The organism is Streptomyces sp. NBC_00984 (assembly GCF_045162475.1).
Lineage (GTDB): Bacteria > Actinomycetota > Actinomycetes > Streptomycetales > Streptomycetaceae > Streptomyces.
On sequence record NZ_CP108734.1, the window covers coordinates 5679043 to 5695217 of the forward strand.

General features: G+C 66.8%; 15 protein-coding genes, 1 tRNA gene and 1 pseudogene. 11 read left to right on the plus strand and 6 right to left on the minus strand.

The features are described 5' to 3' along the window. The first annotated feature begins 14 nt into the window (after nucleotides 1–14). Nucleotides 15–1388, plus strand: coding sequence for a type VII secretion-associated serine protease mycosin (gene mycP, locus OG520_RS25315; RefSeq protein ID WP_406014702.1), 1374 nt, complete (start codon nucleotides 15–17; stop codon nucleotides 1386–1388). 89 nt (nucleotides 1389–1477) lie between these two features. After that, the gene (locus OG520_RS25320) at nucleotides 1478–2638 is read left to right on the plus strand and encodes a S8 family serine peptidase (RefSeq protein ID WP_406014703.1); all 1161 of its coding nucleotides are present in this window, start codon (nucleotides 1478–1480) and stop codon (nucleotides 2636–2638) included. Between the two features lie 4 nt (nucleotides 2639–2642). Here the strand turns inward: OG520_RS25320 and OG520_RS25325 are convergent. From OG520_RS25325 to OG520_RS25340, 4 genes and pseudogenes are all read right to left on the minus strand, one after another. Continuing rightward, nucleotides 2643–3632 (minus strand): annotated as a pseudogene (locus OG520_RS25325) (serine/threonine-protein kinase); the annotation flags it as partial. Nucleotides 3633–3677: 45 nt separating this feature from the next. Then, entirely contained in the window at nucleotides 3678–5873 is a 2196-nt protein-coding gene (locus OG520_RS25330; RefSeq protein ID WP_406014704.1) for a protein kinase domain-containing protein, read from the minus strand. A 2-nt stretch (nucleotides 5874–5875) separates the two neighbouring features. Beyond that, on the minus strand, nucleotides 5876–6772 hold the full coding sequence (locus OG520_RS25335) for a serine/threonine protein kinase (protein ID WP_406014705.1): 897 nt from the start codon (nucleotides 6770–6772) through the stop codon (nucleotides 5876–5878). Between the two features lie 363 nt (nucleotides 6773–7135). Further along, nucleotides 7136–7543, minus strand: coding sequence for a hypothetical protein (locus OG520_RS25340; protein WP_406014706.1), 408 nt, complete (start codon nucleotides 7541–7543; stop codon nucleotides 7136–7138). Nucleotides 7544–7627: 84 nt separating this feature from the next. On the opposite strand from OG520_RS25340, the gene OG520_RS25345 reads away from it, so the two are divergent. From OG520_RS25345 to OG520_RS25355, 3 genes are read left to right on the plus strand one after another with little or no spacing between them, the layout of a single operon-like run. Beyond that, complete coding sequence (locus OG520_RS25345; RefSeq protein ID WP_406014707.1) at nucleotides 7628–8443, plus strand: Scr1 family TA system antitoxin-like transcriptional regulator; 816 nt, start codon at nucleotides 7628–7630, stop codon at nucleotides 8441–8443. Further along, the gene (locus tag OG520_RS25350; RefSeq protein ID WP_406014708.1) at nucleotides 8440–8688 is read left to right on the plus strand and encodes a DUF397 domain-containing protein; all 249 of its coding nucleotides are present in this window, start codon (nucleotides 8440–8442) and stop codon (nucleotides 8686–8688) included. Before OG520_RS25345 ends, OG520_RS25350 begins: the two co-directional genes overlap by 4 nt. A gap of 11 nt (nucleotides 8689–8699) precedes the next feature. Continuing rightward, nucleotides 8700–9263 carry an AAA family ATPase gene (locus tag OG520_RS25355; protein WP_406014709.1) on the plus strand — a complete coding sequence of 188 codons (564 nt, stop codon included), beginning with the start codon at nucleotides 8700–8702 and terminating at the stop codon, nucleotides 9261–9263. Nucleotides 9264–9347: 84 nt separating this feature from the next. Here the strand turns inward: OG520_RS25355 and OG520_RS25360 are convergent, their stop codons facing one another. Continuing rightward, a complete protein-coding gene (locus tag OG520_RS25360; protein WP_406014710.1) occupies nucleotides 9348–9530 on the minus strand; it encodes a hypothetical protein in 183 nt (60 codons plus the stop codon). 383 nt (nucleotides 9531–9913) lie between these two features. Here OG520_RS25360 and OG520_RS25365 point away from each other — a divergent pair, with 383 nt between their 5' ends. The 3 genes from OG520_RS25365 to OG520_RS25375 all read left to right on the plus strand — a co-directional run bounded on the left by OG520_RS25365 (nucleotide 9914) and on the right by OG520_RS25375 (nucleotide 13433). Further along, entirely contained in the window at nucleotides 9914–10348 is a 435-nt protein-coding gene (locus tag OG520_RS25365; protein ID WP_406016564.1) for a hypothetical protein, read from the plus strand. 19 nt (nucleotides 10349–10367) lie between these two features. Then, entirely contained in the window at nucleotides 10368–12731 is a 2364-nt protein-coding gene (locus tag OG520_RS25370; RefSeq protein ID WP_406014711.1) for a hypothetical protein, read from the plus strand. Nucleotides 12732–12818: 87 nt separating this feature from the next. Next, a complete protein-coding gene (locus tag OG520_RS25375; protein ID WP_406014712.1) occupies nucleotides 12819–13433 on the plus strand; it encodes a hypothetical protein in 615 nt (204 codons plus the stop codon). 371 nt (nucleotides 13434–13804) lie between these two features. On the opposite strand, the gene OG520_RS25380 is transcribed toward OG520_RS25375, so the two are convergent. Then, nucleotides 13805–13879: transfer RNA gene (locus tag OG520_RS25380), tRNA-Cys, on the minus strand. Nucleotides 13880–14065: 186 nt separating this feature from the next. Between OG520_RS25380 and OG520_RS25385 the strand changes: the two genes are divergently transcribed. The 3 genes from OG520_RS25385 to OG520_RS25395 are packed head-to-tail and all read left to right on the plus strand — an operon-like array spanning nucleotide 14066 to nucleotide 16130. Beyond that, nucleotides 14066–15532: an MFS transporter gene (locus tag OG520_RS25385; protein WP_406014713.1), complete on the plus strand. Its 1467-nt coding sequence runs from the start codon at nucleotides 14066–14068 to the stop codon at nucleotides 15530–15532. Between the two features lie 32 nt (nucleotides 15533–15564). Beyond that, a complete protein-coding gene (locus OG520_RS25390; RefSeq protein WP_114249050.1) occupies nucleotides 15565–15762 on the plus strand; it encodes an Arc family DNA-binding protein in 198 nt (65 codons plus the stop codon). After that, nucleotides 15762–16130: a type II toxin-antitoxin system death-on-curing family toxin gene (locus OG520_RS25395; protein WP_266418640.1), complete on the plus strand. Its 369-nt coding sequence runs from the start codon at nucleotides 15762–15764 to the stop codon at nucleotides 16128–16130. Before OG520_RS25390 ends, OG520_RS25395 begins: the two co-directional genes overlap by 1 nt. Nucleotides 16131–16175 lie beyond the last annotated feature (45 nt).

A 16175-nucleotide genomic window follows, 5' to 3' on the forward strand; every position in this document is an offset into this window, starting at 1 on the left:
AAAAAGGGAATGGGATGCGTACCAGCAGTGCAGCGGCCATCCGTCGTGGAATCGCCGTCTCGTCCGCAACGGCGCTGCTGCTGTTGGGCGCCAGTCCTGCGTACGCGGACACCATCCGTTCGCGCCAGTGGTACCTGGATGCGATGCAGGCCGAGCAGATGTGGGAATTGAGCACGGGAGAGAACGTCACCGTAGCTGTTATCGATTCGGGCGTGGACGCATCCATCCCGGATCTCAAGGGGCGCGTTCTCAAGGGGTTGGATCTGGCGAAGGATTCCCCAGGGGATGAACACACGGACTACCGTAATCACGGGACCGGAATGGCGAGCATTATTGCCGGAACTGGTAATGCGCGTGGTGGCGGTGGTTCTTTTGGGCTCGCACCGGGGGCAAAAATCCTACCGATTCGCCTGAGAGACAACCTCGGTAAGGTGAACGGGGCTACAGCGGACAAGCATTTCAATGATGACTTGTCCATGGCGATTCGCTTCGCCGTCGACCATGGTGCGAAAATCATCAATGCTTCGATCGGGAAAAGTGTTGGGTCGCAGCAGCTCACGGATTCCGTGAAGTATGCCCTGGGCAAAGGTGCACTCATTTTTGCGGCTGTGGGGAACAGTGCTGATAAGGAAAACCTGATCGAGTACCCTGCCGGGACTCCAGGGGTCGTCGGCGTGGGGGCGATCGGGAAGAACCTGCACAAGGCAGATTTCTCTCAATATGGCTCGCAGGTCGATCTCTCGGCCCCAGGCGTGGACATGGTGCACGGTTGCAGCGGTGGCACGAGACTATGTAAAACCAGTGGTACCAGCGATGCCACAGCTGTCATTTCCGCTTCTGCCGCGCTGATCTGGTCCAAGTATCCGGACTGGACCAATAACCAGGTACTGCGGGCTCTGCTCAACACAGCCGGCGCTCCGACCAGTGGCGCTCTGCGCAACGACTATGTCGGATACGGGGCCGTCCGCCCGCGCATCCCTTTGAAGGCCCCCGGCGACCCCGGCCCTGCCGATGAGTACCCGCTCCCCGACCTTGCCGCGGCGGCGTCCCCGTCTCCGTCCCCCTCCGCCCAGCCGTCCAAGGCCGGTAACGGCGCCGAGGAGAGCGACAGGCCCTCTGCTGGGCCCCCGGTGGCCGACGGCCAAAGCGACAACACCGCACTCTGGATGGGCCTCGGTATCCTCGTGGCCGCTCTTGCCGGTGCCGTCGTGACCTTCGTCGTCATCCGCTCCCGCCGCCGCCAGGCTGCAGCATCGGCCCCGCCGCCGCATCAGCCGCCGTACGCCCATCAGCCGCCGCCGTATGCGCCCTACACTCCGCCGCCGGGCGACCCAGGAGCCAACTCGCCCTACGGTGGCGCTCCGAACCAGGGCGGCCCGACCAGGTGAGTGTGTTTCGCCGCGCCTGCGAGCGAGGCATGCCCATCAGCGTCAGGCGAAGGAAGAGGAAGTGGCATAAGGCGGTCCTGCCAACTGCGTTGGCACTGCTGCTGGTCGGCTCCTCGGCCACGACGGGGTCCGCCGCGACCGTCCTGTCCCGGCAGTGGCACCTCGGCGCAATGCAGGCGGAAACGATGTGGCGCACGAGCACCGGCGAAGGCGTGACCGTCGCCGTCATCGATACCGGGGTGCGCGAGGTGCCCGAGCTGGCCGGGCGACTCCTCGAAGGCAAGGATTTCACCGACGGGGTTGCCGGGGAACACGACGAAGCAGGCACCACGGCCGCCGCTGTGATCGCCGGAACCGGGAAGGGGGCGGGCGGTAGGGAAAGCGCGTACGGGCTCGCTCCCGGCGCGAAGATCCTTCCTCTGAAAGTATCGGACGGAAGCGAAACCCCGGATTCCGGCGAGCGGTCGATAGCGGTCAATAGTGACTTGGTGCCCGCTATCCGGTATGCGGCGGACTCGGAAGCGAAAATAATCAGCATCTCGGTAACTGCCAGTCTGAGTGGTGGTGGGGCAGTGAATGAAGCCGTGATTTACGCTCTGTCCAAGGGGAAATTGATCTTCGCTGCTGCAGGTGACTCCGAATTTCCGAAACGGCCGGTGAAGAACCCGGCAGCGATTCCAGGCGTCACCGGAGTCGCTGCTCTGAGAAAGGACGCGACAGCCCTCAAATCGTCTGCAGTCGGTCCCGAGGTGACACTCAGTGCTCCTGGTGAGGACGTGCTCAGCGCATGCGCTGAGCGCGAGGGTCTCTGTACAAGCAGCGGTACGGCCGTGGCCACAGCCGTCACCGCGGCGTCCGCCGCGCTGATCTGGTCCAAGCACCCGGATTGGACCAACTACCAGGTTCTGCGCGTCTTGCTGAACACGGCCGGCGCTCCCAAGAGCGGTGCCGTGCGGAACGACTACGTCGGCTACGGGGCGGTTCGCCCCCGGATCGCGCTGAAGACCCCGGGTGACCCGGGACCAGCTGACAGCTACCCGCTCCCTGATCTCGTCGAGACGCCTGATGCGCAGCCCGGCGTGGGCAGTGGTGCCGGAGCGACCACACCGGCAGCATCCGCTGAGACCGACCACCGCGGCACTGCCCTCCTGGTCTCCCTCGGCGTGTGTGCGGCTGGCCTGATCTGCCTCGCCGTCGCGGTTCCGCTGCTCATCGCCGACCGGCGACGTACCGGGCTCAGCCGTCCTTGAACTGCCATGCCGCCGTGCCACCGCCCACGGCGAGCGCTGCCCCTCCGAAAGCGAGCGCGGTCAGGAACCGGCGTCGGGCCCGGCCCGGATGCGGGGCTGGAACCGCTGCCGCTGGGACGAGGCGGCGTACCTCCGCATGGTGCCGGTCGATCACCGCGCCCAGACGCCCCTGCCGCCAGATATCGCCCGTGCCACGCGCGGGTGCGAAAGCGGCTTCGATCTGGCCGGGGTTCGGGCGTAGACCGGCTTCCTTGACGAGGCAGGGGGCGATGAGCGCGCGAAGCATCTCAGACACCTGTTGCAACTGTGGCTGTCCGTGCACCACTTCGTACTGGACCGCGGCGATATGGCCTCCGCCGAAAGCGCGTTGCCCGGTCGCGGCGTACACCAGCACGGCACCCAGGGAGAAGACGTCGGCGGCTGGGCCCACCCGTTGGCCCAGTACCTGTTCGGGCGCGCCGTATCCGGGAGTGACGGGAATTTCTCCCGTTGTCGTCAGGGTGAGCCCGTGCTCCGGCCGAGCGATGCCGAAGTCGATGACCCGGGGGCCGTCCGACGTCATCACGATATTCGCCGGTTTCACGTCGCGGTGTACGAGCCCCGCGGCGTGGATGTCCCCCAGAGCGCGGGCGAGGTCGGCGGCCAGGGTGCGCACCATAATGTCGTCGAGCGGACCGTGAAGGCTGACAGCCTCGTCCAGGGTGGGACCGACCAAGAACTCGCTGGCGATCCAGGGACGCCCCTCCACGGTCTGCGCATCCAGCACCCTGGCCACACCGGTGCTGGTGACGGACCGAGCGGTCCATGCCTCGCGTACGAAGCGCTGTGCCAGGTTCTGGTCGTATGACATCTCGGTGCGGAGAACCTTCACAGCGGCGCAATCGCCGAGGCTGTCCTGCCCGAGATAGACCTTGCCCATCCCGCCCTCACCGAGGACACCGAGAAGGCGATAGGGGCCGATCCGAAGGGGATCTCCGATGCTGAGCGGTTTCATGGGGTTCCTCGGGGGCCGGGCGTATCAAGCGATGGGTCGACTTCTCTATTTCATGCGCAGGGCCGTTACTCTCTCCTCGCCGACCCCGATGATCATGCGGTTATGAGGATCAGTCGCGAGACGTCGCAAAGATGCCGCCTGAGTCCGTACATGCGCATGGGTACGCAGGTCGATCGCTCCGAGTCCCGCCTTGCCCGTGTAGTAGAGGTAGGACGCGCTGAGTACGGGCGGTGCGCCAAGGAGGGGCGCGTTCTCCTCGGGTGCGGGGGTCTCCCACAGCAGTTCGCCGCGCCGGGTGTCGACGGCGACGATTGCACCCGTGCGCTCTGCCGCGTACACGACTCCCTTCCGAATGGCGGGGGCTCCATAGTGAGTGGCCAGCGGCGAGGCATCTCCGAAGTCGCGGAAGTTGCCGAACTCCCAGATGACTGTGCCGTCGGATACCCGTATGGCCTGGACGAGACCCGCTCCGATGTATATGTGCCGGCCGTCATCCGCGAGTTCCGCGCCGGTGGTGACCGGTGCGGTGGTTTCGTCCATCCAGTCGGATACTGCGCTCGACCAGAGATGCTTGCCTGAGCGGTTGTCGTATGCGTGAAGCTTGAGCTGATCGAACTCGCCGCCCAGAACCAGCACGTCTCCGATGGTCTTGGCGAACCACACGCCGACCTCGAACGAGGGATCCTCCGTCTCATTGAACGGTGCCTGCCAGCGAATCTTCCCCGACGTGGTGTCCACCGCGAGGAGATGCCAGTCCTCGGTGTGCGGTTCTGCGTCGCGTCCGGCAGCGAGGTAGACCGTGTCGTTCGATGCGTGCAGAAGCGCGGCGGCCGTGGTGGAGGAGCCCAGGGCCTTCACGTCGGGCAGTGTGACGATCGTGCGGTCCGTCCCGCCGGTTTTGCCGAGGGAGAGGAGCGACAGACGATCCTTGCTGTCCAGGACGAGGCAGTAGATGCGAGATCCGTCTGAAATGGCCTGATTGCGCGTCGACAGTGACATTGAGTGCCAGCTGTCCTTGCCGGTTGCGGGGTCGAGGCCCACCAGCCGGTTGATGTCCATGACTACGGGGGTATCGCCGACGAAGAACGGGGTCCCGTAGTCCTGGGCCCTGGCGGTGTAGTTCGTCCACAGGGGGCGGAGCAGATCCTGTTTCCCCGGTCCCACCTGTCCGTGCGACGCGGCAGCGTCCGGTTTGTTCGCGCCGAGGAGTTCCACTCCGGCCCAGACACCCGCCCCCACGGCTGTCGCCGACAGACCTGCGACGCTGAGGAGCCGGCGGCGGGACATGCCGACACGGCGTGGCACGGTCGGCTCGGGCAGGGGGCCCGCCTGCTCCGGTGGCGCAGGCAGGCGGTGGGATCTGTACTGCCAGACCTCCGCCGAGAGGCGGGCGATCTCCGTGAGCACCTTGGCGGGAAGGTGGTCCGCGAACTCGCCGTGACCGTCATGCAGTTCCGTGACCAACCGCTGGGTGGTCGGGCGCAGAGCCGGGTCCTTGGAGAGGCACCGGGCCAGCAGTGGGGCAAGCGAGTGCGGTACGCCGGTGAGGTCCGGGTCCGCGTACCGGACCCGGTAGATCAGGTCCGCGGCTTGCCCGCCACCAAAAGGACCGTGGCTCGTGGCAGCGAAAACGAGGACGCCTGCGAGGGCGAACACATCACCGGCGGGCGTCTGCTCCTGCCCGCTCGCCTGCTCCGGCGACATGTACGCGGGTGTGCCGGCGGCGGTTCCCGTGCGGGTGAGCCGGTCGTCACCGAGGGCACGGGCGATACCGAAGTCGATGACCTTCGGGCCGTAGGCGCTGAGCATGACGTTGGACGGCTTCAGGTCACGATGCACCACCTCCGAGCTGTGCAGCTGACCGAGCGCGCCGCACAGAGCCGCCCCCACCGCACGCACCGCCGTCTCCGGAAGCGGACCGCAACGGGAGACCGCCTCGTCCAGGGGCGGGCCGAGGACGTACTCCGTGGCCAGCCAGGGTGTCTCGGCGAGCGGATCCGCATCGAACACCCGGGCGCCGTGCAGACCTCCGATGACGCGGGCGGCGTCCACTTCGAGATGGAAGCGGGTACGGAAGGTGGCGTCTGCGGCGATGTGTGGGTGGACGGTCTTGAGCGCCACTGTGCGACCGCCCGGCGAGCGTGCCAGATAGACCGTGCCCATACCGCCACTGCCGAGCCGGGCTGCCAGCCGGTAGGAACCGATGCTGTGTGGATCGTCGTGGAGGAGGGGCTTGAGCACGGTCAGCTTCCGAGGGGCAGGGGGAGGTCTGCGGCGAGGATTTCCGCAGACTGGCGAGCCAGGGCCGCGATCACACGACCGGGGAGGGGGAACTCTCTCGATCCTGGATCGATGACGGTGGGGGAAGGAGCTGTGCCGGACGTGGAAGGGGCCAGCGCCTGCAGGACGTCGATGGCGCGCGGCCGGGCGGTCGGGTCGCGAGCCAGGCAGGCAGGTACGAGTGAGCGGAGCAGGGAGGGGAGCTCCTCGCGGTCGGGAACCGTGTGCCCGGTGGCCGCGTACGCGAGGACCGCGCCCAGTGCGTAGACATCACCGGGAGGACGCGGGCGTCCACCGGTGGCCTGCTCCGGGGCCAGGCTGCCGGGTTCGAGTCCGGGGAGCCCCGAGCGTGGTTGTCCGTCCTCGGCAGCGGCCCGTACTGCGCCGAAGCAGGTGAGTTGTGGCCCGTCTCCGGCCAGCAGCACAGCGGCGGGGGACACCCCGGCGTAGGTCAATCCGGAGGCGTGGGCGGTGACCAGCGTCTCGGCCAGGCAGACGCCCAGGGCCCGCAGCGTGTCTCCGGTGAACGGTCCCCCATGGACGGCCAGAGCCGTCGGAAGAGGGACGGCCGGCACGTACGGGCGCGCACACCACGCGAGCACGCCGGGCTCCGCGTACTCGGTGACGGGGGCGAACCAGGGGCCGAGATGGCACCGGGCGGCCTGAGCCTCCACGAGGAATCGGGCGGGGTCGACGCCGTCGAGCGGGACGCTCACCACGGATGTCCGGTCGCCGTCCGCAGCACGTGCGATGAAACGCTGCTCGGGGACGGGCATCGTACCGGGGCCGGTCGGATCAAGCCTCGTGATGACGGTGTAGGGGCCGATCTGCCGGGCGGAGGTGCGGCGCGGCTGTTGCATGTATCGGAAATCCCCCCGGACGTCATCAGAACAAGGGAAGCCTACTCAGTCCCTCGGAAGCCGATCTCAAGGGTGTTGGCCGTGGCCACTGTTGATGAGTGTCTCGACCGGACGGCTGGTGCGAAGGGAAGGCGGCGCCGGCGAAGCCACGGCTTCGGCGTCGACTGGCAAGCAAGTGAGGAGACGGAGTCCTGCGGGTCCCTGAGCCGAGGGCGATCGCCGCGGCGCGGCCCAACTGGTCCGGATCGCCGCCCCTGAGGGCGCGCCAGGATGTCGGCGACCAGGGTGTCAGTGAAGTCGAGCAGGATCCCGAACTCGTCCGTCGCGGACCGGCCCCGGTGGATGTCGATACCGCCGTACGCCTCACCCCTCCTCCGGCGCCAGCTGTGCCATCACCAGCCCGTACAGCAGCTCCACGTCCACGAACTCCCCTTCCCTCGGCGCCCCGCACCGCCAGCTCAGTGGGTACGTGTTGCCGTCAGGTGCGGGGATTCCCACGTACTGGTCCCGGGCAGCCGGCCCGAAGCACCTGGCGCCCGGCGGCCAGTCGTACTCCTTGCTCGAACCGGGCGGGATCAGGAAGTACGTCCACCGGGCGCCCGCGATCTCCCGTACGACCGGGCCCGGTTCGCCTTCGGTGAGTGTTCCGAGGTGCTGCAGTACTGCCTCGCCGCGTACGCCCCGCAGCCGGATGGCGTCGAAGTGGATGCCGGTCAGGTGGAGTTGGTGTCCGGCTGCGGGAACCCATTCGGGGAGTTTCTTGCTCGTCATGACTCCAAGGATTCCGGTGGCTGCATAGCGTGACCAGGAGGACGCGGTCCACATCGACGCGATGTGGGGAGGGAGAGGGTGGCTGTGGGGACGAGTGGTGAGCCGTCGCAGGTGCGGCGGCTCGTGGGCGAACTGATCCGTATCCATCGGGTGCGAGCCGGGCTCACGCAGAAGGACGCGGCGGACAAGTTGTTGATCTCGGAGTCGTTGATGGGGGCGGTCGAGCGGGCGGAGCGTATTCCGACGCTGGAGCTGCTGGCCGACGCGGACCAGGTCTTCGACGCGGGTGGTGCGCTGAAGGCGTGCGTCGAGCTGATCGACGAGGAGAAGTACCCGGCGAAGTTCCTGGGCTGGGCGCGGCTGGAGCGCAAGGCGCGGGTCGTCAGCGCGTACGAGACGATGCTGATCCCGGGGCTGCTCCAGACGGAGGCGTACGCGTACGCCCTGTACCGGGCACGTAAACCCGCGTACACCGAGGACGAGATCGTCCGGCACGTCGAGGCTCGACTGGAACGGCAGGCGGTGCTGATGCGCACGCCACCGCCGTACGTCGGGTTCGTCATCGAGGAGTCGATCCTGGACCGGACGCTCGGCGGCGCGGAGGTGTTGAAGGAGCAACTGCTGCATCTGCTGGAGTGCATGCGGCGGATGAACCACCTCACGGTGCAGGTGATGCCCTCGGATCAGCACACCCACGCGGGGTTGAACGGGCCGATGCAGTTGATGTGCACGGCGGAAGGCCGCAATCTGGTCTTCGCGGAGAGCCAGGGCGGCGGTAGGTTGATCTCTAAACCGGAGCAGGTGGGCGATACGTTCGACCTCTTCGGCATCCTGCGGGCCCAGGCGCTCAACCCCTGGAAGTCGGCAGAGATCATCGAGACGAAGGCGAGGCAACTGTGACCACCGGGCCCGATCTCTCCTGGTTCAAGTCCAGCTACAGCAACAACGAGGGCGAAGCCTGTGTCGAAGTCGCTTACGACTGGAGCAAGTCCAGCTACAGCGGCAATGAGGGCGGAGCCTGCGTAGAGGTCGCCACCTGCCCCCACACCGTCCATGTCCGCGACTCCAAGGTCGTCGGCGGGCCCACCTTCGCCGTCGCCCCGGCCGCCTGGACCGCCTTCCTGGCCGGCGCTGTCACGGGCTGACCGCGAACGTGTTGCGAACTGTTGATCCCGGACCCGCCGTCGTCCTCATCACCGGTGCGATGGCTTCCGGGAAGTCCACCGTGGCCCAGGCCCTCGCCGAGCGGTTGCCGAAGGCTGTTCATGTGAGGGGGGACGTCTTCCGACGGATGGTGGTGTCGGGGCGGGCCGAGATGGTGCCGGGGGCGTACGAGGAGGCTGCCGCACAACTCCGGCTCCGGTACAGGTTGTCCGCGATGACGGCCGACGCGTACGCGGGTGAGGGCTGGACCGCCGTGGTTCAGGACGTGGTGCTGGGGGAGGAGCTGTCCGCGTATGTCGAGCGCGTGCGGACGCGGCCGCTGTACGTCGTCGTGCTCGCTCCCGATCCGGGAGTCGTTGCCGAGCGGGAGGCCGGGCGGAGCAAGAGCGGTTACGGGGCCGGGTGGACGGTGGAGTCGCTGGACCGGGTGCTGCGGGAGGAGACGCCGCGGATAGGGCTCTGGCTGGATACGACCGGGCAGACCGTGGAGCAGTCGGTGGACGCGGTCTTGGCGGGGCTCGAACGGGCGCGGGTAGTGGGAGCGTCAGAGGGCTGAGGAGGCGGGAGGTTCGATCACTCGCTTCACATCCGTCGGCACGCGCATTCATCCCACCGGCCACGACCGCGGCGGCACCCCCGGCTACTCCTCGTCGTCTTCGTCGTCCTCGTCGGTCTTACCCAGCACGTCGGAGAGGTGTTGAGCGATGGGGTTGCCCAGCTCGTCTTCGGCGGCGAACAGTCCGTGCACGGGGCGTTCGGCCAGCCACGCCAGCAGGTCGGGGTGGGGCTGCGAGTCGATGACGTGGTCTGTGCGATCAGCCATGCCGCCGACTGTAGAGAGCCTCTCGGACAGTGGGAGCGAACTGTCCACCCTGGCAGACCAGTTGACGCGATACTCCTCAACAAGCCGAACGGCCTGCGCCTCCCCTGCCGGGCCATCCCGGTTGTAACTCAGTTACGGCTGGGGATGGTCGGGGCGCACGCCGACGTGCGGAGGGGTGTCAATCCGAGAGTGTCGGCGGTTCCGATCGGGTGCGGCGAGGAGCCAACGAATGGTGGATCCGGCTGCCCACTGAGTCGCCTTTTGTCCAGTTGTGCTCGAAAAGTGAGCACCTCTCGGAGTGCGCCGACTGAAACCGAGCGGCTAGCGTGAGTGTCGGCGAAAATGGCTTCGGCGGCATCCAGGAATGGTCTACGGGGGAATTCGTGACGTTCGACGCAGAGTGGGCGAATCTTCGTGCCGAATCGACACAACGGGTCAACATGCGACTCAATGGTGTCGATGACGGCGCTGGCGGTCATGGTGGTCCCACTCACGCTGATCTGGCAGTCAATCAAGACCACTTGGGTGCCATTGGGCATGATGCGTACGGTTTGCGTACCCGGCTGTCCAAGGAGGGTGACCACGCTCGGCCCTCGACCTTCGATGCGGCGATCGCGCTCACCAATGGGAACTTTTCGAGTGGGTCTGCGCTGTTGAAGGTCCATGATCGTTGGAACACTCACCTGAAGACCCTTCTCGATGCCTGTGCGCAGATCTCGAACCATCTCGACTACACCAAGTCCGCCCATGCGAAGGACGATGTGCAGATCGGCGGCGACCTGATTTCTGTCTCCAAGCTCAACGAATACCTGAAGTAGTACGTGGGGGAACAGGCGCATGCTGAAGTTCGAGGACATTGTCGACGCGCCCGTGGCCAAGCTGAAGGCGGCGGCCGAGGACTGGTCGGAGATGGTCGCCAAACTGGACCGACTGGCCGAGGACGCCCGTGACGGTATGAAGGCCAAGGCGGACAAGGCCGAGTGGGAGGGTGTCAACGCGGGCGTCACGAAGAAGTTCATCGGCAAGACGGTCAAAGAGTTCAAGGACGCTGCTGCCGAAGCCAAGGGGGTCAAGCAGATCCTCGAAGACGCGTGCGCGGCCATCAAGAAGGCCAAGGATGAGCTGATCAGCATTCGCGACGACGAGGGACCCTCGGCCGGTATCCATGTGGATGCCAAGGGCAAGGTCACGGCTCGGCACCCTTACGAAAAGTCTGGAGTCTCGCCCAACCAAGATCCCGACTATTTCGAAATTCTGGGCCAGCAGAAGAAGGCGATCGAGGCGTGGCAGAAGAAGATCGACCTCATCGTCGACAACTGCAATGACACCGATGTCGCTTTCAAGAACGCCCTTGAGGCCAACGTCACCGAGGGGCGCGACTTCACCGCGCCGAAGTACGAGAACTTGGACCAGGAGGAGGCGGCCCGCGCCGCCGCGCTCGCTGCCAAGGGCCGCGACATCACCCACACCGAGCTGCAAGCGCTCAACGAACTGCTCCACGACAATGGCAAGTCGAAGGAGTTCGCGAAGAACTTCTACGAGAAGCTGGGCCCGGAGAAGTCGCTCGCGTTCTTCGGCCAGCTCTCGACGGACACGTACGAGTACGGAAAGGTCGACAAGGAGCGGCTGAAGGACGTCCAGGCCCTCCAGAAGAACCTGGGTCTCAACCTGGCCATGGCCTCCCACGACAAGGCGTTCACCGCCGAGTGGGGTCCGGAGCTGCGCAAGCTCGGCACGGAGCGCATTCCGCTGGCCAAGAACGACTACAACGGACCGTTCGGCTACCAGCTGCTCGGCGGGATCATGCGGTACGGGGACTACGACGCGAAGTTCCTCAATCCGATAGCCGAGCACGTGGCGCAGCTGCATCAGAAGAACCCGGACATGTTCCGCGGGAACAGTCTGGTGGCCATCCCCGGCAAAAACCCCTTCAACCCGTCCGGGGTGAACGGTTCCGGTTTCGACCCGACCGTCTCCATGCTGGAGGCGCTGGGGCACAGCCCGGAGGCGTCGAAGCACTTCTTTTCCGACCCGCCGACCGCGTACAACGAGGACGGCACGGTCAACAAGGGGGCGACGGCCAACCTCGGCAAGAAGGACGGCCAGGAGATCGACAACTATCTCGACTTCTTCGGCAACGAGAAGTGGCAGAACTTCGGGGACGTCGACGAACACACACCGAAGGAGATGGAGAGATCGCTTGGCTACATGCCGGACGCGCTCGGGCATGCACTGGAGTCAGCAGCCCTCGGGTATCCGTACGACAGTCCGGATGCCAGCGTCGTGCGGGACGCGAATAACGCCACGGTCATGCGGGACGTCATGGAGAAGTACGGCGCGGATGCGGGCCTGCTCAAGAAGCAGGAGGCGATGGCCGACAGCCTTGGGGCCATGGGCGCCGGGTACATCGATGACATCAACTGGTCTCTCGAAAAGAATGACTCGGAAAGTATCTTCGCTCCGGGTAAGAACCCTGAACGGCACCTCGACTTCTCCATCGAGAACAGTGACGGCATCAGGGACAACGGAAGAGATGTCGCGCGTCAATTTCTCAGCACCCTGGGCCAGCACCCGGACGCATACGCCACGCTGTCCACCGCTGAGCAGGTGTACACGGCCAGTGCGCTGGAGGCCCAGGTAGGTCCCGACGGTAAGCCCGACCCCGGGGCCGCCAGGTCGGTCGTGTTCCGTGGCGCCGAGGTGCAGGGCATGCTCGACCAGTCCCGTGCGGACCAGGTCCAGGCGGATCACATGAAGACCCACGAGGATTACGAGAAGGCCGTGGCCAAGCGGTCGGGCTGGGTGGAGTTCGGCGCTGTGGCGGGCGTCGCGGCCGGTGTGGCGTTCCTGCCTGCGACGGCTGCAGTGGGCACGGCCGCCGTGCTCGTTACGTTGGCAACCGACACAGCCACCGGAGCTACGGAGCAGGTCATCGGTCAGGTCGTCGGAGACGTCTCAGACAACTCGGTGGACAAGAGCAAGGAAAAAGCCGAGGAACTCACCCGAGAGGAATGGAACAAGATCTATCGGTCCGGCGAGTCCATGGCTGAGGCTCCGATGGAAAGCTTCCTCGAACGTCACGCATCCGGAAAAGAGAACCATGCTTTTCGTCAGGACATGATTGAGTCCATGGGGCTCGGCTACGTGCAGGGCAATAGCCGTGAGAATCAGCAGGGCAGTGATCCCGAGACCGGGGACTGAGCCAGGAATAGTGCAGGACGGGGCCCGAAGGTGAGGCTTATGAGAGCGGGACAGTTGAGGCGGGCATTGTGTATCACCGGCTTGGTGATGGCTGTCGGTGCCAGTGCGGTTGGGTGCGGCGGCGAGGAGAAGACGCCGGATTACGTCGGCGCGGAGGAGGTGTGTGACGGCCTTTTCAAAGGCCCTTTGGCGAAGACGATCGAGTCCGTCACGGGGGCGACTTCGTTCGCCTGGACCAATCCGAATAGCATGGACCGTGTCGTCGATGCACTCAAGGCCGGGTACGAGTCCGGCCATCGCTGGGCCGGAGGTGACACGTTGTGCCGGCTCTCCCCGGAGGGCGGTGGGAGAACGAGCCGGGCAGGAATCGCGTTTTCCATGTACGCGCCGCAGGACGTGGGGGATCTGCGCCTTCCGGCAGGCGGGCGGCTCTACACCATGGGGGAGCAGTCCGAGGCGACTCCTACGTCCGCTGCTCTCTACTTCGAGTGTTCGAGCCCCCAGTTCAGGGGGTCGAAGGGGCGTCCGATGCGCATACTTGGCACATTTGGCCGCCCGAAGGACCGTGAGCAGAACAAGCCTGATCCCCGGGAAGTAAATCTCACGGTTCTCCATGCTGCGTCCCTTGCCGTGGCAAAGGAGCTGCAGTGCGAGAACAACGGCGGGCTGCCCGAGAAGCCCGTGCTGAAGCCCCGGACCTGACACGGGCTGGACCGCCGGACGAGCTTCCGTCGGTGGCAGGGCTGGGACACCAACGAGGGCGTGTAGCGCAAGGCAGGTTTCACGGCGTAGGACGCTGTCGGGGACACTGCGGCCCGCGCCCCGGACCGGAGCAAGCCGCCTGCTCCGGAAATTCCCCGGGGCGGGCGGCTTTGTCTGGGGGCCGTAACCGGATTCGAACCGGTGTCCGAACAGGGGTGGCGGCTCGGCGCCCTTCACGGCGAACGGCTCGAACTTCCACACCGCCCCCTGGGTGCGGCGGGGCTGGAGGCTCAGCCATCGCTGCCCAGAGCACAGCGAAAGGGCCGCCCCCCTGCCAGGGGCGGCCGTTTCGCCGCGCTCTGCGTTACGCCTGGAGGCCGTGACCGGATTCGAACCGGTGTAACTCGAGTTGCAGTCGAGCCCCTGAACCACTCGGGCACACGGCCGTGTGTTCCTCGTCGTGGTTCGACCGTAGGGCCGGGTGTCCCGGCCGCTCAAGAGTGCGGGGCGGGGTGCAATGCGACTGCCATACGGCGTTCACGATCGGCGTCGCGGTCCTACGACCAACGTAGGACCGGAGGACCGTCTCGCGACAGGGTCCAAACGAAACCTTGCCCCTTACTCTTGGGCTCATGAGTGCCCTGGAACCGCGTGACGACATCGATGCCCCGCCGCTTGCCGCGGAGGCTCCTGTCGCCGTCGAATCCGGAGGGGTGCTCGGGCGGACCTACCGGGCGCTCAGTGTCGGCATCGTCTCCGTCGTGTTCCTGATCGCCTTCGAGGCGACCGCCGTGGGGACCGCGATGCCGGTCGCCGCGCGTGAGCTGCACGGCATTCCGCTGTACGCGTTCGCATTCTCCGCGTACTTCACGACCAGCCTCTTCGCCATGGTGCTCTCCGGGCAGTGGGCGGACCGGCGCGGTCCGCTGGGGCCGCTCGCCGCCGGGATCAGCGCGTTCGCGGCGGGACTGCTGCTCTGCGGGACCGCCGGGACCATGTGGATCTTCGTCGCGGGGCGGGCGGTTCAGGGGCTCGGCGGCGGGCTGGTGATCGTGGCGTTGTACGTGGTGATCAGCCGGGCCTATCCGAAGCGCCTGCAGCCGTCGATCCTGGCCGCCTTCGCCGCGAGCTGGGTGATCCCGTCGGTGGTCGGGCCGCTCGCCGCCGGGAGCGTGACCGAGCACCTGGGGTGGCGCTGGGTCTTCATCGGCATCCCGGTCCTCGTGGTGTTCCCGCTGGCGCTCGCGCTGCCCGCGATCCGGCGGCGGGCGTCCGGGCCCGCCGACCCCTCGGCGCCCGTCGAGCCGTACGACCGGCGGCGCATCCTGCTCGCGCTCGGGATCTCGCTGGGTGCGGCGCTGCTCCAGTACGCCGGGCAGGAGCGGAACTGGTTCGCGCTGCTGCCGACGGCCGTGGGTGTCGCACTGCTCGTGCCCGCCGTGCGGGGGCTGCTGCCCCCGGGGACCGGCCGCGCGGCGCGCGGGCTGCCCTCGGTGGTGCTGTTGCGCGGGGTGGCAGCCGGCTCGTTCATCGCCGCCGAGTCGTTCGTACCGCTGATGCTGGTGACCCAGCGCGGGCTCAGCCCCACGATGGCCGGGTTCTCGCTCGCGGCCGGGGGCGGGACCTGGGCGCTCGGTTCGTACGTGCAGTCCCGGCCGCGCCTGGAGCCGTACCGGGAGCGCCTGATGGTGGGCGGCATGGTGCTGGTCGCCGCGGCGATAGCGGCCGCGCCGTCCGTGCTGATCGACTCGGTGCCGGTCTGGACCGTGGCCGTGGCCTGGGCCTTCGGGTGCTTCGGCATGGGCGTGGTGATCGCGTCGACGAGCGTGCTGCTGCTGAAACTGTCGGCTCCGGAGGAGGCGGGGGCGAACTCGGCCGCCCTCCAGATCTCCGACGGGCTGTCGAACGTGCTGCTGCTGGCCGCGGGCGGAGCGGCCTTCGCGGCGCTCGGCGGCGGTGCGGTGGGGGCCGTGCACGAAGCGGCGGAGGCGGGGGCCGCGGGGTCTCATCCGGGTGCGTTCGTGGTGGTCTTCCTGCCGATGGCGGGGGTGGCGCTGGTGGGGGCCTGGGTGGCGGCCCGGGTGCGGACAAAGGCTTAGTGTCACGTGGTACCACGCGGTACCATCCATGCATGGCTGGTCTGAATCTGCGGTTCACCGAAGAAGAGCTGGACGCACTGCGCGCGCGCGCCGAGTCGGAGGGGCGGAGTATGCAGTCGTTCGCCCATGACGCGGTGATCACCGCCATAAACGAACACTCGCGCCTCTTCAACGAGGCTGCGGACCACGTGCTGAAGGTGAGTGAGGAGCTCAACCGGAGGCTCGCCTGATGCAGTACCTGACACTTCCCGAGCTGCTCAACCTCGCCGAGCGTCTCGGGGCCGCCGAGGTGCGGGACTACGGGCTGCTCGATTCGGCACTCGCCCGTCCGCAGGCGAGCGTGTTCGGCCAGGATGCCTATCCGGACGTGTGGCAGAAGGCCGCGGCACTCATGGAGTCGCTGGCGCGCAATCATGCGCTCGTCGACGGGAACAAGCGCATCGCCTGGTATGCCACCTGGGTCTTCTTGCACATCAATGGGCATCGCCTGAGCGCGGACTTCGATGTCGACGCGGCCGAGAAGTTCGTGCTGGACGTGTGCCAGGGGGCCCTCGACATGCCCAGGATCGCGGAACGGCTCCCCGGGTTCGCCGCGTAACGCGCTGCTCTGTGAAGAGGGTCTCAGCGGCGCCGAACCACCGTT